We start from the raw sequence: 20,027 nt of genomic DNA on the forward strand, positions 1-20,027 counted from the left end.
ATGAGTGCTTTTCGCCCAGAACTACACGTCACCGCCGAACAGGGCATCCTAGAAGCCGCCGCCGGCGTGCTGCGCGATGGGGACACCTGGCACGTCTTCTACCAGTACCAGCCCGGTCCGGCGGAGCCGAGCCGCTGGGGCCACGTCTTGTCGGAGGGTTCCCACTTCGACTGGGTCGAGTGCAACGACGCCATCGTCCCGGCAGGCGGTGAAACCGCGGTGCGCGCGGGTTCCGTCGTCGCGGCGCGCGGCGGTGTGGACCTCTACTTCACGTCCGTGACCGCGACGGGTACTTCGATTCAGCGCGCCCACGCCGACGACCTGGAGACGCTCTGCGAGGACGTCAACGATGATTACTCCGTGAGCTCAGCATTCCAGCGCCACGGCGATGTCATCCCTGACTCTCACGGGCTGACCCGTTTTCGGTCCCCGTGTGTGGTGCCCGACTGGCAGTCAAGCCACGACCGCAGCAAGGGAGAGGACGGTTGGCTCATGCTCGCTGTCACCGGGCCGACGGCGAGCCCATCCCTCGTTGTTCTGGGTTCGTCGGACGGTGCGGCCTGGACGGTCGAGGGCGAGCTGATCTTCGAGGGGGACCCCGGTTTCGATACGAACGTCGAAGCAGTTGTCGCACCTCGTATTATTCGCCTTCGCGACGAGGTAGACGGGCAGATTTACGACGTTTTGCTGCTCACCCTTGAACGCGGCGGTCGCGATGTCACCCTCTACAGTGTGGGGCTGCTCCACGGCACCACCTTCTCGGTCGTGACCTCCGCCCGCCGTATCGACAACGGCCATGACTTCTCCCGCCCCCGCACCACCAATTACACACCCGGGACCGTCGCCGAGGATGCGCGTTACGACTGGGCCTTCCTCTTCGGCTCGATGACGAGCTCGAGCCGCAGCACCGAAGCCGCGAGCGAGAAAAACTGGTCCACCGAAGGGTGGGCCAACGCTTTGACACTTCCGCGGCGTGTCACCCTGCAGGGCGGGTTGCTTTTCCAGACCCCCGCGCCCGGTCTGCCCGAGGCTGTCGACGAAACGCTCGCCGCGAAGCTGTGGACGGGATTGTGCGAAATCCCCGTCGGGTCCCGCATCGTCGCCGAGGTGCTAGACGGGCGGGGCGAGACCGCCGCGGTGGTCACCCACTCTGGGGACACCATCACCCTGGACCGGCTCGACGGCTCCCCCGCTGCGTCTGACCTCCACGATGAGGACGAGGACAATGTCACCATCGTCGTCGATGGTTCCACCATCGAGGTCTTCGCCGGCGGTGGCGCGGTGACGCTGTCGTCTCGCTTTTGGCCAGAGGGAGGCTGCTCGGGGATCCGGGTCAGGGCGGAAGGCGAAGCCGAGATCTACAGCGAATGGCGGCGGGGCAGCTAGCTCTTGCGCATCCGCACCAACTGGGCGCGCGCCGTGACGTCCATGAACTCCGGCAAGCGTGCCAGGCGCTCACGCAAAACGCCCGCCTCGACGTGGCGCGCCGACGGGCTCATACCAACCTGAGCAGCGATCGAGGCGCGGTCAAGGCGAATCGGGAACTCCAGGAGTTCAGCGTCACCGACGAGCTCAAGATAGCCTTCCGCCTGTCGCATCATGCGTTCGAGCTTCCCGCTTTTCACGCCTAGGATTCCGAGGGGTTCGCGCAGCTCGTCTAGGTGACCCTGGTCAGCAAGCAGAATGACCGCTTCGGCGTCGTCGCGCAGCACACGCGCGAATTCGGCTGGGTTTCGGGGAGCGAAGATGACCGTCAAGGCGTCAACCGAAGCGTCGAGAAGCGGAAGGCCCTCCCACGCGTCGGCGACGACCGCTCCCACTCTCGGGTGAGCTTTGGCAAGGAGCTTGGCCGCCGGGACGGAGATGTCCATTCCGACTCCCCGGGAGCCGTCGATACTATCCAGCGTGTGGGAAAGGTAGTAACCGGTCCCGGCGCCCACTTCGAGCACCACCGGTTCCGGTGCGTGGGACTTATCGATAACCTCCGCGACGCGCTCCGTCACGGCCTCCACGAAAGGGGCGAAATGGCCCTGCGACAGGAACAGTTCGCGGGCTGTGACCATCTCAGCGCTGTCACCCTCGTGGTTGAGCCCGCGCCCCCCGGCAAGTGTGACGTAGCCCTGGCGCGCCACGTCGTACGAGTGCCCCGACTCTGAGACAAGCCGGCTGAGGTCATCAGCACACCGCAACGGCGTTCCGTCGACTGGGTCGGCGAGGACATCGACAATGTCTTTGAGCATGTGCTGATCTTAACGCCCGGGGCCCTGCACCTAGGACGAGGCTGCCTCCGACAGCAGGCGACCCAACTCGGCGGCTTCGTCCTTAGACATCTCAACCACAAGACGCCCCCCACCGTCTGACGGAATACGCATCACGATCTTTCGACTTTCCTCGACCGCCTCCATGGGCCCATTACCGGTCCTGGGTTTCATAGCTGCCATATTCACGCTCTCCTGACTCTGCTTCAAACGGTGCGGTCAATTCTACGCCCTCACCGGACCGGCGGCCCTCGGCGAGCTGCTCGATGAGGGCGTCCACCTGGTCCATCCGGTAGCCACGCGGCACGACCTCAAGCTCGATTGCGTCGATGTCACCGGCCTCGACCGCTCGGCGATTTCTGGCAATGACGTCAGCAGTCGGCGGGAGCGGCTCAACGACCTCCCCGCGGCCGAATACCGCAGCTGAAGTTATCAGGCCCAGAACGGCGACGAGGGCGACGATGAGGATGAGCAAGATCCAAGACAGCACCGCGTGCTACTCCCCTCGCCCGGCGGCGCGCAGGCGTTCATCGGAAATAACTTTGTGCGCATTAACGATGTACGAGACCGCTTCGTCGATGGAGTCGGTGACGAGGAACAGGTCATCATCGCCCGGCGAGATCAACCCGCGCGCGAGTTGCTGAGCCCGGATCCACTCCACCAGGCCACCCCAAAACTCGGTACCCAACAGCACGATGGGGAAACTCGTCACCTTCCCCGTCTGGACCATCACGAGCATTTCGAAGACCTCGTCGAGGGTCCCAAACCCGCCCGGCAGTGCCACAAAGGCCTGCGAGTACTTGAGGAACATGGTTTTACGCGCGAAAAAGTAGCGGAAGTTCAGGCCCAGATCCACCCAGTCGTTGAGGCCCTGCTCGAAGGGGAGCTCGATGCCCAGTCCGACCGAGACCCCGCCGGCTTCGTGCGCGCCCCTGTTCGGGCCCTCCATGAGCCCGGGACCGCCACCGGTAATCACGGCGTACCCGGCTTCAACGAGAGCGACGCCCAACTGATGCGCCGTCTCATACTCGGGGGTTCCTTCCCCGAGGCGGGCGGAGCCGAACACCGTGACAGCCTTCGGCAGATCCGACAACGCATCGAATCCCGCCACGAACTCCGACTGAATGCGCATCACGCGCCACGGGTCGGCGTGCTTCCAGTCGTGGTCCGAGCTACCCAGCGATTCCAACAACCGCTGGTCATGGGTCGAAGCCTGCTTCTCGTCGGAGCGCAGCATGAGGGGACCGCGCAGCTTGCGGTCGCGTTCGGGTTTGGGTGTTCTGGTGGGCGCCAACGTCAACTCTTCCTGGTATCGGGCAGGTATCGGACAGGTATGGGGTTTAACGGGCCGCCAGGTACGTGTGCAGGGTGTCGGCAACGCGCCGGATCTGCTCCACCGGGCACTGCTCATCCTTCTTGTGCGCGAAGCCAGGATCCCCTGGCCCGAAGTTGACGGCCGGAATTCCCAGCGTAGAGAACCGGGCCACATCCGTCCATCCGAATTTGGCGCGGTAATCACCGCCGACAGCCTCAAGCAGGCGCGCCGCGACGGGGTGATCCAAACCCGGCATCGCCGCGGGAGCAATATCGTCCCACTCCATGTCGAGGTCATCCTCCAGCGCCAAGGCCTCGACCAGGTGAGCTTTGGCCTCCTCGACGGAGCGGTCGGGCGCGAAACGGAAGTTGATAATCAGCTGAGCCTCATCCGGGATCGTGTTCGTCGCGACGAAGCCACTCAGGCCGACCACGTTCAATCCCTCCCGGTACTCGCACCCCGCGATCTCCACTGAACGAGGCTGGTAGGCGGCAACCCGGGAAAGCACCCCGGCGAGATCGTGGGCGGCATTGTGCCCCAGCCAGCTGCGCGCCGAATGGGCGCGGGTCCCCCGCGCCGAAACAATGACTCTGATCGAACCCTGACAGCCCGCCTCAACGATCGCGCCGGAAGGCTCTCCCAGAAGCGCGATATCACCCTGCAGTAGCTCCGGGTAGTCGCGTTCCAGATGGTGTAAGCCGTTGTACTCGGACGAAACCTCCTCCGCCTCGTAGGCAATGAGGGTCATGTCGTGGGCGGCGGCACGAGACGTCGCCCAGCGAGCGAATGCCCCGAGGTAGCAGGCGAGACCCGACTTCATGTCCACGGACCCGCAGCCGTACAGAATGCCGTCGTGCAGGCGGTGGGGCGTGTTGCCCGCCAGCGGAACGGTATCCACGTGGCCCGCGAGAATCACCCGCTGGTCGCGCCCGAAGTGGGTGCGCGCGATGACCGTGTTGTTGTGTCGGATGAGCTCGATGCCCTCGATAGCGGACAGGGCCTCATACACCGCATCCGCAATCGCCGTCTCGTGGTGGGACGGCGACTCGATGTCGATGAGAGCGGATGTAAGCTCAACTGGGTCAGCGAAAAGGTCGAGGGTTGGCACTCGACCAGTCTAACCGGGCCGCTCACCCCTATGATGAGCCCTATGCCGCCAATGACCGCGCTGGGAGCGCGCGCGACAGGAATTGCCAACATCACCGCTGACGGGACCGTGCTGGACACGTGGTACCCCGCTCCCACCCTGATTGAGGACACCTCGCAGCTTGTCGACGGCACCCGGCGCGTCCCCGCCAACCAGCTGTCGGACGGCTTTCTCAGCCTCGTTGGAATGGACCGCGACCGGTTGGTCGAAATCGCCCCCGTCGAGACCGTCATTTCAGACCTTTCACAACCGCCGCGCGACGCTCACGACGCTTACTTACGCCTCCACCTGCTCTCGCACCGGCTGGTCAAACCTCTCGAGCTCAACATGACGGACTGCTTGTCCCACCTGGCGCAGGTTGCGTGGACGAACAAGGGACCGTGCCTGCCCGACAACTTCGAACAGATCCGCACGAACCTGCGCAGCCGCGGTCAAATCCACGTCTACGGGATTGGACGCCTCCCGCGTATGGTCGATTACGTGGTCCCCTCAGGAGTGTCTATCGCTGAGGCCGAGCGCGTGCGGCTCGGTGCCTACCTCGCGCCGGGGACGTCTGTTGCGCGGGAGGGATATGTTTCTTTCAACGCGGGTTCCACCGGGCCGGCGCAGATTGAGGGGCGCTTATCCAGCGCTGTTGTCGTTGGCGAGGGCACTGACGTCGGACTGTCCGCTACCTTGTTGGCGTACCGCCCGGGCCGGGGCGACCGTGTCCCCATGCGCACCGGGGACAACTGCCGCCTCCACCCCTCCGCTGGAGTGCTGGGCATCGACCTTGGGGATCGCTGCGAGATCGGCATGAACGTCATGCTGGAGGCGTCGACAAACGTCTTCGACTCCCGGACCGGGCAAGTCATCGAAGCGCGTGAGATCGCGGGGCTGAACGACATCTCAATTGCCCACGAACCCGTGTCAGCCTGCCCCGTGCTGCGGAGGCGCAGATAGAACCGTCTAAAGTGAGACCATGTCTCATACCCCGCCAGGCGGGACAGCCGGTTCCGGGCTGCGCCGCGAGCTCAAAACCCGACACCTCACAATGATGGGCCTTGGCTCCGCCATCGGGGCCGGGTTATTTTTGGGCACGGGTGTGGGGATCCAGGCAGCCGGCCCCGCCGTCGTTCTCGCATACGTCGTGGCGGGCGCGATCACGGTCCTCGTCATGCAGATGCTCGCCGAAATGGTCGCCGCGCGGCCGTCATCGGGCACATTTTCCACCTACGCGGAGGACGCGTTCGGCCCGTGGGCCGGTTTCGCGGTCGGGTGGCTGTATTGGTTCATGATGATCATGATCATGGCCGTCGAGATCACCGGAGCCTCCGCCATCATCGCCGGTTGGCTGGGAATTAGCCCCTGGATCCCGGCGCTGAGCGCAATCGCTATCTTCACTGTCATCAACTTCGCCGCCGTGAAGAACTACGGCGAGTTTGAATTCTGGTTCGCGTTGCTGAAGGTCATGGTCATCATCGCCTTCCTCGTCCTCGGCACGTTGCTGTGGTTGGGCGTGCTGCCGGGCTCGGGCTTTGTCGGCTTCGATAACGTCTCCGCCGCCGGGTTCATGCCGAACGGCTGGGGTGGCGTGGCCACCGCGCTTCTCGCCGTGGCCTTTGCGTTTGGCGGCATCGAGATGGTCACCATCGCGGCGGCTGAGTCTCGCGAACCAGAGATTGCCGTCCACTCCGCGATCCGGAGCATCATCTGGAGAATCGGGGTGTTCTACGTCGGTTCCGTCCTGCTTATTGCCCTGCTGCTTCCTTACGACGCTATCGGCGCCGCCTCGGATGCCTCCGAGTCCCCTTTCACCGCCGTCTTGCACCTCGCCGGGATCCCCGGTGCCGTAGGGATCATGGAGGCGGTCATCGCGGTGGCCCTGTTGTCCGCCTGTAACACCCAGATCTACGGCTCGTCGCGCTTCCTGCACGACCTGGCTCTCCGCGGAGACGCGCCGGCGTATTTCCGTGCGACCGATTCGCGCGGCGTCCCGGTGCGCGGCGTCGTCGTCTCCGTCCTCTTCGGGCTGGTGGCGGTTGGTTTGCAGTACTGGAATCCCCCTGGGTTGCTCGCCTTCCTGCTCAACGCGGTGGGTGGCTGTCTCGTCGTCATCTGGTTTGCCATTATTTTCTCGTTCCTCCGGCTTCACCCGCGCTTAGCGCAGGGCGGTGAGCTGACGCAAGTTCGCATGTGGGCGCCGCGTGTGCTTCCGTGGGTGACCGCCGCCGTTGTCGCGGCGTTGGTCGTTCTCATGCTGACAACCCCTGATGGTCGCTTGCAGGTTCTAGCGGTGACCGTGGTCGTTGCCGTTATTACCACCCTCGGACTCGTAGTAACGAAAAGAAAGGATGCGCGATGAGCGAGCTAGGAACGGGGTTGAAGTCCCGCCACCTGACCCTGATGGGCTTGGGCATGTCAGTCGGTGCGGGCCTCTTTCTCGGAGTCGGCGCGGGAATCCGCGCCGCGGGCCCAGCCATCATCCTCGCCTACGCCATCGCGGGAGTGATCGTGGTGTCGGTCATGCGCATGCTGGGGCGCATGGCAGCGCAGTGGCCCTCACCGGGGTCCTTCGCAACGTACGGGCGCCGCGCTTTCGGCCACTGGGCCGGGTTCTTGCTCGGGTGGTTGTACTGGTTCCTGCTCATCATGGTCGGTGGTGCCGAAATCACTGGCGCCTCGGCGATCATCGCCGGGTGGTTCGACATCCCGCAGTGGATCCCGGCCCTGCTCACCGTGATCGTGTTCGCCACTATCAACCTCTCCCAGGTGAAAGGGTTCGGTGAATTCGAGTACTGGTTTGCGATGATCAAGGTGGTCGTCATCGTTGGGTTCCTCGTGGTCGGAGCCGCGCTGTTCTTCGGGCTGTTGCCGGGAGCGGGCTTCGTCGGCTTCGACAACGTCAGGGACACCGGCTTCGCGCCCAACGGCGTCGCCGGTATTGCCACCGGGCTCCTCGCCGTCGCTTTTGCCTTCGGTGGCATCGAGGTTGTCACCATCGCTGCGGCCGAATCAGCCAACCCGGCGCAAGCGGTACGACGCGCGGTAAACTCCATCATCTGGCGTATCGCTCTGTTCTACGTCGGCTCTGTCGTCGTCATCATCCTTCTCGTGCCGTATGCGCAGATCGGCGCCGCGACATCCCCCGGGGACTCGCCCTTCACCCACGTCCTCGCGATGACGAACCTACCGGGCGTGGCCGGATTTATGGAGGCGATCATCGTGCTCGCCCTCCTCTCTGCGTTTAACGCCCAGATCTACGGCACGTCGCGCATGGCCTACCAACAGGCCCTCGAAGGGGACGCCCCACGCTGGCTGGCCACGACAAACGCCCATTCCGTCCCCACAAACGCGGTGTTCGTCTCCGTTTTCTTCGCTTTCGTCTCCGTCGGCCTCCAGTGGTGGAATCCACCGGGACTGCTCGAGTTTTTGATGAACGCCGTCGGCGGGTGCCTTATGGTCACCTGGGTCATGATCACGCTGAGCTACATCAAGCTTCGCCCCGCGGGGGGCAAGGGCCAGCCCTGGGGAGCGTGGGCCACCCTCGCCGCCCTCATCGCCCTCACCGCGCTCATGCTTTTCGACGCCTCTACGCGGCCGCAGATCCTGTCCGTCCTTGTCATCTCTGCCGGCCTGATCGGTTTGTCCTTCCTCACACGTGGCGCTTCCCGTCGCGAACCGGGCGCTCGTCTAAGCTGACGGGCATGACTTCAGCAATCGCGCGTGGAATTGCCACGGTCACGCATGACGGTACAGTCCTCGACGTCTGGTACCCGGCCCCCACACTCGGAGACCGAGTAACCGACACCAGAACGCAGCGCCTGGAGGAACCCGATGCGCGCTTCGCTCACCTCATCGGCCCCGACGAGGCACGCGGCGTGGCCCGTATCCCAGTGGAGACGCAGATTGCGGATCTCTCCGAACCTGCGGTCGACTCCTACGACGTCTACCTGCGTTTGCACCTCCTTTCCCACCGCCTCATTCAGCCACATGGGGCCAACATGGACGGGGTCTTCGGTCTGCTGGCAAACGTGGTGTGGACGAATTACGGCCCCTGCGAGGTTTCGGATTTCCAGATGACGCGCGGCCGGCTCGCAGCCAACGGTCCCGTCATCGTGTTCTCGGTGGACAAATTCCCGCGCATGGTCGACTACGTCGTGCCATCCGGGGTCCGGATCGGCGATGCCGACCGCGTCCGCCTCGGCGCTCACCTGGCCGAAGGGACGACGGTGATGCACGAGGGATTTGTGAACTTCAACGCGGGCACCCTTGGGGCGTCGATGGTCGAGGGCCGCATCTCTGCCGGCGTCGTCGTCGGTGACGGCACGGATATCGGCGGCGGAGCCTCGATCATGGGGACGCTGTCCGGGGGAGGCAAGGAGACCATTACCTTGGGGCAGCGCTGCTTGCTCGGTGCTAACTCGGGCGTGGGCATCTCGCTCGGCGACGACTGCGTCGTCGAGGCTGGGCTTTACGTTACGGCGGGGACAAAAGTCATAGTGACCAGCGGGGTCGCGGCCGCCCTCGGCCACGCAGACGGTGCGGAAGTCAAGGCCCGTGAGCTATCAGGGGCACGTGGCCTACAATTCCGGCGCAACTCCTTGAGCGGCGCCGTTGAGGTGGTACGAGCTCAGGGCGTCGAACTAAACGACGCACTGCACAGCAACTAACCCCTCACCTCAAGCGGTTTGATCTTCGGTTTCCCAAACGCCCAGAACTTGTTAATCACAAAGTTCACGGGCATGGCAATGAACGTCGACAAAGCTTGCGCCCAGTAGGACTTGGTGCGCAGGCCGCTCGAGTCGTCGAAAATGGACTCCGGCAGCGCGATGGGCGAGGCCGGGTTCATGAACAGGGTGAGAAACGTCAGCGAGACGACAAAGGCGACCACACCCGTCGCGAGGAATGGGATAAATCCCCTCAACCACGTCCGCTTCGGGATGGAGCGGAACGTCCACGAGCGATTGAGCTGGTAGTTCCACGCATTCGCCACGACGAACGCGACCGTGGACAAGACGTGGTACCACCTCACGTTCCACTGTGTGCCCAGCAAGTTGACGAACACGTCCGCTTCGTGGGTGTCGAAACCGTAGTCCAAAAGTTTTTTGGCTAGGTAGAAGACAACCAGATTGACGGCTACTCCGGAGCCACCCACAATTCCGAATTTGACAAACTCTCGCGCGCCGGCGGCGAGGCGCACCGCTACGCTACCCATTCAGCCCCTGCGACCCCTGCAGTCTCTGCGCCGCCGCGTTGATGCGCTCATCCGTGGCTGTCAAGGCGATCCTGACGTGGTTTTCCCCGGCCGGCCCGTAAAAGTCACCGGGCGCAGCGAGGATGCCTCGCTCCGCCAGCCAGTTCAGCGTCTCGCGGCCACTCATGCCGTCCCGGCGGGCCCAGAGGTACAACCCGGCGTCGGAGTAGTCGATGGCAAAACCGGCCCCGATCAGGGCCTTGAGCAGCGTCGCGCGGCGGGTGGCGTAGATGAGGCGCTGGAGGTCCTGGTGCGCGTCGTCGGAAAGAGCTGCGACCATTGCCTGCTGGATGGGGCCGGGGACCATGAGACCGGCGTGCTTGCGCACACGCAACAGCTCGTGGACAAGGTCCTCGTCGCCCGCAATGAAACCAGCGCGGTAGGACGCCATATTCGAGGTTTTCGACAGCGAGTGGATGGCCAGGAGACCCGAGTTGTCCCCGTCGGTTACGCGCGGGTCGAGCAGCGACACGGGTTCCGCGGACCACGCGAGGCCCATGTAGCACTCGTCGGAGGCGATAATTGCGCCCGTCTCGCGGGAGTACTCCACCCAGCGGCGCAGCTCATCCGTGGTGCAGACGCGTCCGGTGGGGTTCGAGGGGGAATTGACGAAGACTAAGGACGCGCCGTCGACCGGCTCGTCGGAACGCACGATCTCACACCCCGCGATCAGGGCGCCCACCTCGTAGGTGGGATACGCCACCTCTGGAATGACGACCGTCGCCCCGCGCAGGCCGAGCAAGGTGGGAAGCCACGCGATGGCCTCCTTCGTTCCCACCACGGGCAGAACGCAGCGCTCCGTCACCCCCGCAACACCGTAGCGTCGCGCGAGGGCGCCGGCGATAGCCTGGCGCAGCTGGTGCGTCCCAGCCGTCTGCGGGTAGCCCGGCGTCGCGGCCGCCTCGGACAGGGCCAGCTGGATAGAGGGGTCGACGTCGTCGACGGGCGTCCCTACGGAGAGGTCAACGATGCCGCCGGGGTGCCGAGCGGCCTGCGCCTTGACGTCTGCGATGGTATCCCACGGGAAGTCCGGGAGGAGGCCCTCCAGCGGTGTGCGATGCATCGGTTCAGACTACTCCTGGTTCTGGGGCGGCAGCGCGGCGACAAAGGGATGGTCGTGGTCAACCGGCCCCGTCTTCGCGGCCCCACCTGGGGAGCCCAATTCGTCGAAGAACCCCACGTTCGCGTCGTAGTACTCTGCCCACTCCTCCGGGGTGTCGTCTTCGTAGAAAATGGCCTCGACCGGGCACGCGGGCTCACACGCGCCGCAGTCGACGCATTCGTCGGGGTGAATGTAGAGCATGCGCTTGCCCTCGTATATGCAGTCGACGGGACATTCTTCGACGCAGGCGCGGTCCATGATGTCCACGCACGGTTGAGCAATCACGTATGTCATGCCCGCTATTATGTCACTTCGCCCTTGTCAAGGGCCAAATGGCACCCGCGCTACCTGCAACGATGAGCGACGCGCGCAGAATGTTATTCGTAGGGGCCACAAAACCCCCAGCCGCGGGTACAAAGAACAGCAGCCCGAGAACCAGAACCCACACGGCCCACGGGATTAGGGCCGCGGCATTCTTGCCCACCCACAACATCGCGGTTTTGCTCAGAACCGAATTGAACAGCGCCCCAATAATCGCGGCGACAACGCCGCAGTAAACGACCTCTAGCAAGCCGGAAATCGCAGCCCCGATGCTCAGCCACGTCAACCCGCTGACGACCTCCCCACGGCTGAAATCATCGCGGACGACGGGTTCGCTCATCGCTCGATGCCGCTCAGCAGATCCGCCCCTGGTCCCACGGGCAGGCCCGCGCCCCACTGGTAGTGCTCCCTGCGGGTCACGGCCTGCGTGATCCCGTTGGATAAAGCGTAGGCGTGAGGCCCTTGCGCAATAGAGATCTGGGTCGCGTGGGCACGCATCGCCTCGACCTTCGCGTTCCACGCCGCGTCGTCGAGGTCGACCCAGGTATCGGTCGTGTCCACCGCGTCTAGTTCACCCGGGTCCGGTAGGCGCCACCCGTCCGGGGCTGAGCTAGGAAGCGCGGCCTCCAGCTCCTCGCGCAAACGCACGGCCCACAGGATGCGGGGCACAGGCGATTTCTCCGCCGCGGCGTGCGTGACGTCGTGCGCATGAATGTGGTCGGGATGACCGTACCCGCCGTCGGGGCCGTAGGTGAGGACTAGGTGCGGCCGCTCGGCGTCGAAAATTGCGGCTAGCTTGTCGACGGCCTCCGCTCCCCCGTTGACGAAGGCGCGGGGGTTCCTGCTCGCCCTCGACCCCGCCATGCCGCTGTCGCGGTAGCACCCCGCGCCCCCTAGGAATGTGCCCCGCGCGCCGAGGATCGACAGCGCGCGCTGAAGCTCGTGAATCCGATACCCGCCAAGCTGGTCCGCGCGATCGGCGACGAGCCCCTGCCACGCCGGACCGATTACTTCCCCCTCTTCTCCCAGCGTGCAGGTGACCACGAGCACGTCTGCACCACGGCGTGCGAGGTGCGCGAGAGCCCCACCCGTGGAGATGGACTCGTCGTCAGGGTGAGCGTGGACTGCGATCACTCGGTAGCCGGTCAAGTCTTGTGTCACGGGGTTTGTCCTTTCTCGTCTGTACTACTCTTCAGCTGCCACGTGGGGATGGTGGACAAGGCGACCGGGCCCGGGGCGGTGACGCCGCCGCCCAGAGCAGTTGTTCGGCGCTCGGCGAACAGTGGGACCCACACGGCCTGGCGTATGAGTTCTGCGTCAACCCTCGCTCGAGCCTGAGGGCCCGGAACTGTGCCGTCAAGGATTTCTTGCGCAACTGCGTGGGACTCTGGGGTACACAGGCCGCTCAAATTCCCCGCGCGGTAGGTGTCGGCGGCGCAGTCGAGGCGGCTCGCCTGGGCCGGGCCGGACGCGTCCGGGGTGGACCACCCAACAACCACATCTACGGTGCCTTGGGGCAACCCCGCACCCGCAATACCTGCAACATCCGTCAACACCGTCTGCGCGGCAACCCCACGCATAATCAGCATATCCACCAAAGCGCTGGCGGCGGCTGCTGCGAAGGCGTCGGCGGGGTCGGCAGCAACGCGCAAGGCTCGGTTGCTCGCCACGGCCTGGGTGAGCAGTTCCGGCACGCCTGTAGAGTCGGGGCTCGTATCGGGGCTCGAGTCGGGGCTCGAGTCGGGGCTCGAGTCGGCGAAGGTGACGTCGGTGTCTCGGCCGGCGGCGATGCGGGCAAGACGCGGGACATCAATAAGCGAGCGAAGCTGCTCCCTCACCTCTGTCGAAGCGAGAAGGGGGGACGTCGCTGACAGCGTCACTCCCAGGGTCCGTGGCCCATCGGCGCTGGTGACGGTGGTGGCGGGAACGAGGCGCAGCACGTCCGTAGTGGTTTGCCCCGGAACGATGTCGGCGTAGGCGAGCTGACCGGAGCGGAGTTGGTAAGCGGCCTGCGTCGTGTCCCGGGCGGCGTTGAAAGCAGTGAGAACAACGACGTCTATGCGGGCCGGGCTCGAACCCCAGAATCGATCGTTGCGGTTCAAAGTGACCGTCCCTCGGCCCCGATCCACGGAGCTCACGGAATAACGGCCCGCGGATGCAGGAATTGAATCGGCGAGCGCCGTGGCGAAGTCGGACGCGTCTTGGGCGAAGAGGTGTGAGGGGAGGAGGAAGTCGAAGAGCGACTCCCACTCCGCCACGGGGGTGGAGAAATCAACGTCGACAACCTTGCCCGTCGGCCCCGAAACGCGAATTTGGGATATCGCGCGGTAACCGGCGGGATCGTCGACGCCCGGCGTCTTAGTCATTCCCCGCCACAGGTAGGCAAAATCGCTCCCGGTAAGGGGGGTCCCGTCGGACCACTGCGCCGAGTCGGCAAGCACGTAGCGCACGGTCATCGCGGGGCCCGCCGTGGGGGATGTAGCAAGCGGCGTGGCGGCGGTCACGAGGTCGGGATTCCGGGCACCGTCGACGAATGCGCTGGGCAGCACGAGCTGGGCGATGGAGCGCACGACATGCGATTCATCCGCGGTAAGGTGCGGGTTAAGACCGTTTCGCAGGGGGTCGACGCCGACCGAGACCTGGGTCCGCCCGGTGGGCTGCGCCTGCGGCGCCGAAGAAGTCGTCGTCGTGGTGGCTGGATCGTCTTCGACAACGGGAGCAGGCCCCGGGTTCGCCACGCAGGAGGTAAGGCCCAGGCTCGCCGCGAATGCAGCGCCCGCTAACCGACGAAGCGCCAAGGTCTTACTTGTTCAGCTGCTTGGATCGAGAGCGGGCGCGGCCGCGCTCCGTCGAGTTGAGGATGATCTTGCGCACGCGCATCGCCTCGGGGGCAACCTCGACACACTCATCCTCGTCGCAGAACTCAATAGCCTCGTCGAGAGACAGCGTGCGGGCCTTGGCCAGTGTGACCGTCGCGTCGGCGGTCGCCGAGCGCATGTTGGTCAGCTTCTTTTCCTTCGTGATGTTGATGTCCATGTCTTCGTCGCGCGAGTTCGCGCCGACAACCATGCCTTCGTAAGTTTCCGCGCCGGGTTCGACGAAGAAATCGCCACGATCCGCGAGCTGGGTCAAGGCGTAGGCCGTGACCTGGCCCGAGCGGTCTGCCACAAGCGAACCCGTCGGCCGGCCCTTAATCTCGCCGGCCCACGGACGGTGCTCGATGGAGTAGGAGTTGGCAATGCCCGCTCCCCTGGTTTCCGTCAAAAACGTCGTACGGAAACCGATCAGCCCGCGCGAGGGCACATCGAACTCCATGCGCACCCAGTCACCCGAGCCGGCGTTGCTCATCGCGGTCATCTGGCCCTTGCGGTTGGCAAGCAGCTGCGTGACTGCGCCCTGGTACTCGGTGGGGACGTCGATAACCATGTGGTCGTACGGCTCGTAGGTCGTGCCGTCGACCTGCTTCGTCACCACCTGGGGCTTGCCCACGGTCAGCTCGAAGCCTTCACGGCGCATCGTTTCGATCAGCACCGTCAGCGCCATCTCGCCGCGACCTTGCACTTCCCACGCGTCCGGACGCTCGGTGGGCAGGACCCGGATCGAGACGTTACCGATGAGTTCTTGGTCCAGGCGCGCCTTGATAACGCGGGCGGTCAGCTTGTCGCCACCGTTGCGGCCCGCCATCGGCGAGGTGTTGACACCAATGGTCATCGAAATCGCTGGGTCGTCCACAGTGATCCGGGGCAGGGGCTCCACGTTTTCCGGGTTGGCCAACGTGTCGCCAATCATAATTTCGTCGATGCCCGAGACAGCCGCGATGTCGCCTGCGACCACGTCGCCCTGTGCGGGAACGCGCTCAAGCCCCTCGGTGCGAAGCAGTTCCGCAATCTTCACGTTCTTGACGTGCTGGTTGCCCTCATCGTCGTAGTGAACCCAGGCGACGGTGTCGCCCTTCTTCACCGTCCCGCGGTAGACGCGGATCAGGGCGATGCGGCCGAGGAAGGAAGACGAGTCCAGGTTGGTCACCTGCGCTTGGAACGGGGCGTCGATGTCGGCGGAGGGCTCGGGAAGGACGTCATAGATGACATCGAAAAGCGGCTGCAAATCCTCGTTCTCGGGCATGTGGCCGTTGCCCGGGTTCTCCAGCGAGGCGCGCCCGGCGCGACCGGAAGCATAGAGAACCGGCAGTTCCAGCAGATTCTCTGCGGCTTCGGCAGCCTCTGGGTCCTCAAGGGCCGCACCGAGCTCGAGGAGGAGATCTTGAGCTTCCTCAACGACCTCGTCGATGCGGGCGTCGGGGCGGTCAGTCTTGTTGACGCAGATGATCACCGGCTTTTTCGCCTCGAGCGCCTTACCCAAGACGAAACGGGTCTGCGGGAGGGGACCTTCGGAGGCGTCGATGAGGAGGACGACGCCGTCGACCATCGACAACCCGCGCTCGACCTCCCCGCCGAAGTCCGCGTGGCCCGGGGTGTCGATGACGTTGATGATGAGGTCGCGGCCCTCTTTACCGGCGCCCGCTCGACGGATGGCGGTGTTCTTGGCCAGGATGGTGATGCCCCGCTCGGATTCGAGCTCGCCCGAGTCCATCACGCGGTCACCGTGCTCGCCGTGGTCGCCGAACACACCGGACTGCTCCAGCATGCCGTTGACAAGGGTCGTCTTGCCGTGGTCGACGTGGGCGACGATGGCTACGTTACGGAATTCAGGGTGCGACACTAACCCGATGCTCCTTTTAGGGGATAGGCAGAAAAGACCGTTTACACCCTACTCCCTGGCACCGTGAAACGCATTGTCGCCAGCCGGAATCACTTGACGTCCACCCGGGATCGACTAATGTGACAAGGGTTACTGAAGTTATACCGTAGTCGCTGTTTAAGGAAGCCCATGGCTCGCATCCGTTTATTGTCGCGCATCGCAGCGTGCGTGGGCGTTGTCGCGCTAGCGTGTTCTGCGGGCCCTAGCGCCCAAGCGCAGAGCACCTTGACGCACCCATCCGCCTACGTCGATCACCTCGGCCGCCCCACTCCGGAAGTGGTAAAGCGCGTCAACGAGTTCGCAGCCCAGCCCTTCATTCCCCAACAAGTGGCGGACGCCTTGCACAACGCCATCGGGTTTTTTGCCGGCGATGGGCAGCAAGGCGGCCCCGATCTTCCCGACGACGCCCCCGCCATCTCTCAATTCCTCTGGCCTACGGTGTCGCTCAACTGCCTGGGAGACGGACTCCACTCCACCGCCTCGGCCATCGCTGTACCGGGCCCGGCCCAGCTCCCTGCCCCCGGCGCCCCTGCCGGGCACACCTCGTTCGTGTTCACCGCGCTCGGCACTCCGGCCGCGGCCGCGGAGCAGGGCGATATGCGAGTTTACTGGGTGAACCTGACAACCGGCCGGACTGGCGTCACTGCGCTAGGCAACACCGGCCTCAACCCCAACGGGCCAGCGACGCTATCGGCCACCGCGGAGACGGGCTCGGGGGTCGTAGTCGCGGCGGCCGAGGGATCCGTTCACACGGTCGCCGCCGGCGGGACCTCCACCTGCGCTTTCGCACCCACCGTCGCCGGTTTTACTGTGCGGTAGCCGATGAAAGCGGACCTGCACCCCGTCAAGGCGGAGACCTTTGATACCAAGGCGGGTGTCAACGTCGACCCCAAGGGTTTTCACCGGGCCGTTGACGTATACGCGGTCTCTGACTTCGGCCTCTACATGGCGCGCGGAGCCAACCACCCACGGTTCGGTTACCTGGAAAGCTGGTTGCTACCCCGCCTGAATCTGCGGGCCAACATCTTCCATTTCCGCCCCGGCGCGGAGAAAGACCAGGACTTCTACTTCGACGTCGCCGACATCTCGGTCACCGGTGACGTGTGGACAACCCGAGACCTGTACGTCGACCTTGTCAGCCTCACCGGCACCCCGGTCGACGTCCTTGACATCGACGAGCTCGCCGCCGCGACATCGGCGGGGTTCATCAGCGCCGAAGACGCGGAGCGGGCCATTGAGACCACGCTCGCCGCGGTGGAGGGGATCACGCGTCACGGCGATGACGCGATGGCGTGGCTGCGGTCCGAGGGCGCCCACCTGACGTGGGCCGAATCGGTAACCCTCACACCAGCCGAACCGTGACGTCAACGGCGGGCCGAGCCAGCTGCGCTTCTTGCGCGGCCCACATGTCCCAATACTTCTCATAGCCCGGGTCGCGCCGCAGGGCGCGCCGCTTGCGCGTCTCCAGGGGCGCAATAACTCGCACTGTGGTCACCGCTCCCCTGCGCCGCGCGGCTCTTATCGACGCCTCCGTGACCGCACCGACCCCTTCCACGATGAGGTCCGCGCCTGGGTCGAGTTCCACCCAGCGCTCCCGCGTGCCCGTCTCCCAATCCCAGCGCCAGTACCCCGGTCTAGCAGAGCGCAGCACATCCGTGGCAACCATCCGCGCCCCCTCGGATAACCCGTGCCAGCCCGGATAGAAATCGTCAAGGTGCACGACCTCCATGCCCAGGGCGCGGCCCATCGTTTCGGCGAGGGTCGTCTTGCCCGCACCAGAGGGACCGTCGATAAGAAGGGTGTACGGCATCAGGATATTGCCCACAGGGGCCGGAACGAACCGGTGCACCACGCGGTGCCCACGGCGAACGCGGCGCAGGCCACGCTTGCGGCGAGAACGACCCAATCGATGCGGTGCAAGCGGGAAACGCGGGCGTGGGAGCGCGTCGGAAAGCGGCCAAAGCCTCGCGCTTCCATGGCGGAGGACAGCTTCCCGGCGCGGCGCAGGCTCATCACGAGCAGGCCAAAGGCGAGGGACAACGCGTGGTGCAGCCTGCCCGTGTCCGCAATGCCGCGCGAGCGGCGTGAACGGCGCAGTGCATCGAGGTCGTCGCGCAACAAAGTGAGCATGCGAAACGCCGCCACCGTTCCGATGACAAAGCGCTCAGGAAGCCGGAGCACCTGGGATAAACCGTCGCCAAGGTCGGTGGGGTCAACATCGGCCGAAAGGATGACCACGGGCAGCGCGATAGCCAGAACGCGCACCACCATCGCACCGGCCAGGCTCAGCGAGAGCTCGGTGACCTGTATGAGTCCCCACTGGGCCAGCACTGCTCCCCCGCTCTGCCCGTACAGAGCCAAGGGGATTCCGGATATGGGAGCGAGGATTACGAGGGGCCAGCTGCGACGCGCCAGGCGCGCCCACCCCACGCCGCACAGGGGGGCCGCGGCGACGCTCAGCGCAATTGCGATCGTCGCTGAAACCCAGTCGAGGGTCAGCATGAGCGGGGTGGTAAACAGCGCCACCGCGAGGATGCGCGTTACCGGGTTAACACGGCAGATGAGATTCATTCGAGCACCACCCGGTGGTCCCCGAGGCTGGAGATGAACGCCTCGTCGTGGGTGATGGAAACGACCGCCACCCCTTCCTCGGTCAATTCCCGAATCAGCGCGACCAGCTCCGCGAAGGTGCGATCATCCTGCCCGAAAGTCGGCTCGTCTAAGAACACGAGCCTTGGTGCGTTGACAAGCGCCGTCGCCACCGACAGACGCCGCTTCTCCCCGCCCGAGAGCGTGAATGGATTAGCGCCCCGCAGGTGCGTCAGGCGCAGACGCTCCAGGAGGGTGTCAACACGCTCGCGGGGAGCGCCAGACAACTCCATCTCACCCTGGACCGTGCTCGTGACAAACTGGTGCTCTGGGTCTTGGAACACGTAGCCAACGCGCTGGGCGAGCTTACGCGAGGGCCATGCGATCGGGAGTCCGGCCAGCCCCTGCCGGATCTCGGCGGAGTAGTCCAGCACGCCGCCGCGCACTGGAGCCAGCCCAGCTAATGCAAGCGCGAGGGTCGTCTTTCCCGTCCCGTTCGCCCCGGTCATTACGGTTGAAAACCCCTGCGGAATCTCCAGGCTGCGGGGCGGCCCCCACGTGGGCTGCACGCCGTCAGCGCGAACGGCAACGTCGGCGTCGGCAGGGACACTTTTCGACGCACCCGGGGCCGCCACTTCCGCCACCGCCTCAGCACCGATGCGTCGCAGGCCTTGAGCGTCCAAGCGGTAGAACGTGTCCACGACGTCTTTCCAGTATTCCGGCCGGTGCTCCACAACGATGAGGCTTGCTCCGGTTTCGCGGCACGCGTTGTCGACTGCCGCGATGACGTCGTCACGGCCCGCCGGGTCAAGGTTCGCTGTCGGCTCATCCAGGACGAGGATTGACGCCCCCATTGCGATGACACCCGCGAGGGCGAGCCGTTGCTTTTGCCCACCGGAAAGGTGGGATGTGCGGTGGTCCAACGCAACGTCGAGGCCGACGGCGTCCAGGGCACGGCGGACCCGCGGCCAGATGTCCTCGGCCGGCACGCCGACGTTTTCGGCCCCAAAAGCTACATCGTCACCTACCCGGGTGAGGATCGTTTGTGCCTCTGGGTCTTGCATGACCATGCCCACCATTCCGGAGACGGTGAGCGAACCCGAGTGCGATCCCTCCTCACCGTCCCCGGCAAGCCCCGCGATCACGGAGAGCAGAGACGACTTCCCCGACCCGGAGTCGCCGGTAATAAGGACCCGCTCCCCCGGCGCCAGGTCAAAATCCACGCCGCTGAACGCGGAACGCTGCCGGGTGGCGTAGTGGTACCCCAGCCCCCGCACCGAGACGATCGGACGCGCCATCAG

General features: G+C 65.0%; 22 protein-coding genes. 7 read left to right on the top strand and 15 right to left on the bottom strand.

Annotated features, from left to right (window positions below; translation table 11 throughout):
- Positions 1–1,386, top strand: a complete 1,386-nt coding sequence (locus CAPI_RS06695; RefSeq protein WP_018017873.1) for a GH32 C-terminal domain-containing protein — start codon at positions 1–3, stop codon at positions 1,384–1,386.
- Here the strand turns inward: CAPI_RS06695 and CAPI_RS06700 are convergent.
- Genes CAPI_RS06700 through dapE form a run of 5 tightly spaced genes read right to left on the bottom strand, consistent with a single transcriptional unit; the run spans position 1,383 to position 4,681 of the window.
- Positions 1,383–2,240, bottom strand: a complete 858-nt coding sequence (locus CAPI_RS06700) for a methyltransferase domain-containing protein (protein ID WP_018017874.1) — start codon at positions 2,238–2,240, stop codon at positions 1,383–1,385. The two genes, CAPI_RS06695 and CAPI_RS06700, sit on opposite strands and share 4 nt — an antisense overlap.
- A 30-nt stretch (positions 2,241–2,270) precedes the next feature.
- Complete coding sequence (locus CAPI_RS06705) at positions 2,271–2,441, bottom strand: DUF3117 domain-containing protein (protein WP_083893947.1); 171 nt, start codon at positions 2,439–2,441, stop codon at positions 2,271–2,273.
- Positions 2,413–2,748, bottom strand: coding sequence for a DivIVA domain-containing protein (locus CAPI_RS06710; protein WP_018017876.1), 336 nt, complete (start codon positions 2,746–2,748; stop codon positions 2,413–2,415). Before CAPI_RS06710 ends, CAPI_RS06705 begins: the two co-directional genes overlap by 29 nt.
- A 6-nt stretch (positions 2,749–2,754) precedes the next feature.
- Complete coding sequence (locus tag CAPI_RS06715) at positions 2,755–3,552, bottom strand: LOG family protein (RefSeq protein WP_018017877.1); 798 nt, start codon at positions 3,550–3,552, stop codon at positions 2,755–2,757.
- Positions 3,553–3,598: 46 nt separating this feature from the next.
- Positions 3,599–4,681 (bottom strand): succinyl-diaminopimelate desuccinylase, encoded by a 1,083-nt coding sequence (dapE, locus tag CAPI_RS06720; RefSeq protein WP_018017878.1) that lies wholly within the window; start codon positions 4,679–4,681, stop codon positions 3,599–3,601.
- 51 nt (positions 4,682–4,732) lie between these two features.
- On the opposite strand from dapE, the gene CAPI_RS06725 reads away from it, so the two are divergent.
- The 4 genes from CAPI_RS06725 to dapD are packed head-to-tail and all read left to right on the top strand — an operon-like array spanning position 4,733 to position 9,372.
- Positions 4,733–5,662, top strand: coding sequence for a 2,3,4,5-tetrahydropyridine-2,6-dicarboxylate N-succinyltransferase (locus CAPI_RS06725; protein ID WP_018017879.1), 930 nt, complete (start codon positions 4,733–4,735; stop codon positions 5,660–5,662).
- A 19-nt stretch (positions 5,663–5,681) separates the two neighbouring features.
- Positions 5,682–7,064, top strand: a complete 1,383-nt coding sequence (locus tag CAPI_RS06730) for an amino acid permease (RefSeq protein WP_018017880.1) — start codon at positions 5,682–5,684, stop codon at positions 7,062–7,064.
- Entirely contained in the window at positions 7,061–8,401 is a 1,341-nt protein-coding gene (locus CAPI_RS06735; protein WP_018017881.1) for an amino acid permease, read from the top strand. Before CAPI_RS06730 ends, CAPI_RS06735 begins: the two co-directional genes overlap by 4 nt.
- 5 nt (positions 8,402–8,406) lie before the next feature.
- On the top strand, positions 8,407–9,372 hold the full coding sequence (dapD, locus tag CAPI_RS06740) for a 2,3,4,5-tetrahydropyridine-2,6-dicarboxylate N-succinyltransferase (protein ID WP_018017882.1): 966 nt from the start codon (positions 8,407–8,409) through the stop codon (positions 9,370–9,372).
- Here the strand turns inward: dapD and CAPI_RS06745 are convergent.
- From CAPI_RS06745 to typA, 7 genes are read right to left on the bottom strand one after another with little or no spacing between them, the layout of a single operon-like run.
- On the bottom strand, positions 9,369–9,917 hold the full coding sequence (locus CAPI_RS06745) for a GtrA family protein (protein WP_018017883.1): 549 nt from the start codon (positions 9,915–9,917) through the stop codon (positions 9,369–9,371). The genes dapD and CAPI_RS06745 overlap by 4 nt on opposite strands.
- Complete coding sequence (gene dapC, locus CAPI_RS06750; RefSeq protein ID WP_018017884.1) at positions 9,910–11,019, bottom strand: succinyldiaminopimelate transaminase; 1,110 nt, start codon at positions 11,017–11,019, stop codon at positions 9,910–9,912. Before dapC ends, CAPI_RS06745 begins: the two co-directional genes overlap by 8 nt.
- 9 nt (positions 11,020–11,028) lie before the next feature.
- The gene (fdxA, locus tag CAPI_RS06755) at positions 11,029–11,352 is read right to left on the bottom strand and encodes a ferredoxin (protein ID WP_018017885.1); all 324 of its coding nucleotides are present in this window, start codon (positions 11,350–11,352) and stop codon (positions 11,029–11,031) included.
- A gap of 13 nt (positions 11,353–11,365) precedes the next feature.
- Positions 11,366–11,719 (bottom strand): hypothetical protein, encoded by a 354-nt coding sequence (locus tag CAPI_RS06760; protein WP_018017886.1) that lies wholly within the window; start codon positions 11,717–11,719, stop codon positions 11,366–11,368.
- A complete protein-coding gene (mshB, locus tag CAPI_RS06765; RefSeq protein WP_018017887.1) occupies positions 11,716–12,540 on the bottom strand; it encodes an N-acetyl-1-D-myo-inositol-2-amino-2-deoxy-alpha-D-glucopyranoside deacetylase in 825 nt (274 codons plus the stop codon). Before mshB ends, CAPI_RS06760 begins: the two co-directional genes overlap by 4 nt.
- Positions 12,537–14,177, bottom strand: coding sequence for an ABC transporter family substrate-binding protein (locus tag CAPI_RS06770; protein ID WP_018017888.1), 1,641 nt, complete (start codon positions 14,175–14,177; stop codon positions 12,537–12,539). The genes mshB and CAPI_RS06770 overlap by 4 nt, the downstream gene beginning before the upstream one ends.
- Positions 14,178–14,181: 4 nt before the next feature.
- A complete protein-coding gene (gene typA / locus CAPI_RS06775; protein WP_018017889.1) occupies positions 14,182–16,098 on the bottom strand; it encodes a translational GTPase TypA in 1,917 nt (638 codons plus the stop codon).
- Between the two features lie 168 nt (positions 16,099–16,266).
- Between typA and CAPI_RS06780 the strand changes: the two genes are divergently transcribed.
- A complete protein-coding gene (locus CAPI_RS06780) occupies positions 16,267–16,956 on the top strand; it encodes an Rv1157c family protein (protein ID WP_018017890.1) in 690 nt (229 codons plus the stop codon).
- Between the two features lie 3 nt (positions 16,957–16,959).
- Positions 16,960–17,499 carry a ribonuclease FAU-1 family protein gene (locus CAPI_RS06785; protein ID WP_018017891.1) on the top strand — a complete coding sequence of 180 codons (540 nt, stop codon included), beginning with the start codon at positions 16,960–16,962 and terminating at the stop codon, positions 17,497–17,499.
- On the opposite strand, the gene CAPI_RS06790 is transcribed toward CAPI_RS06785, so the two are convergent.
- The 3 genes from CAPI_RS06790 to CAPI_RS06800 are packed head-to-tail and all read right to left on the bottom strand — an operon-like array spanning position 17,480 to position 20,024.
- Positions 17,480–17,947, bottom strand: a complete 468-nt coding sequence (locus CAPI_RS06790; RefSeq protein ID WP_018017892.1) for a nucleoside/nucleotide kinase family protein — start codon at positions 17,945–17,947, stop codon at positions 17,480–17,482. The genes CAPI_RS06785 and CAPI_RS06790 overlap by 20 nt on opposite strands.
- Positions 17,947–18,708 (bottom strand): energy-coupling factor transporter transmembrane component T family protein, encoded by a 762-nt coding sequence (locus CAPI_RS06795; protein WP_018017893.1) that lies wholly within the window; start codon positions 18,706–18,708, stop codon positions 17,947–17,949. The genes CAPI_RS06790 and CAPI_RS06795 overlap by 1 nt, the downstream gene beginning before the upstream one ends.
- A complete protein-coding gene (locus tag CAPI_RS06800) occupies positions 18,705–20,024 on the bottom strand; it encodes an ABC transporter ATP-binding protein (protein ID WP_018017894.1) in 1,320 nt (439 codons plus the stop codon). Before CAPI_RS06800 ends, CAPI_RS06795 begins: the two co-directional genes overlap by 4 nt.
- Positions 20,025–20,027: the final 3 nt, after the last annotated feature.

It is taken from the genome of Corynebacterium capitovis DSM 44611, assembly GCF_030440535.1.
Taxonomy (GTDB): domain Bacteria; phylum Actinomycetota; class Actinomycetes; order Mycobacteriales; family Mycobacteriaceae; genus Corynebacterium; species Corynebacterium capitovis.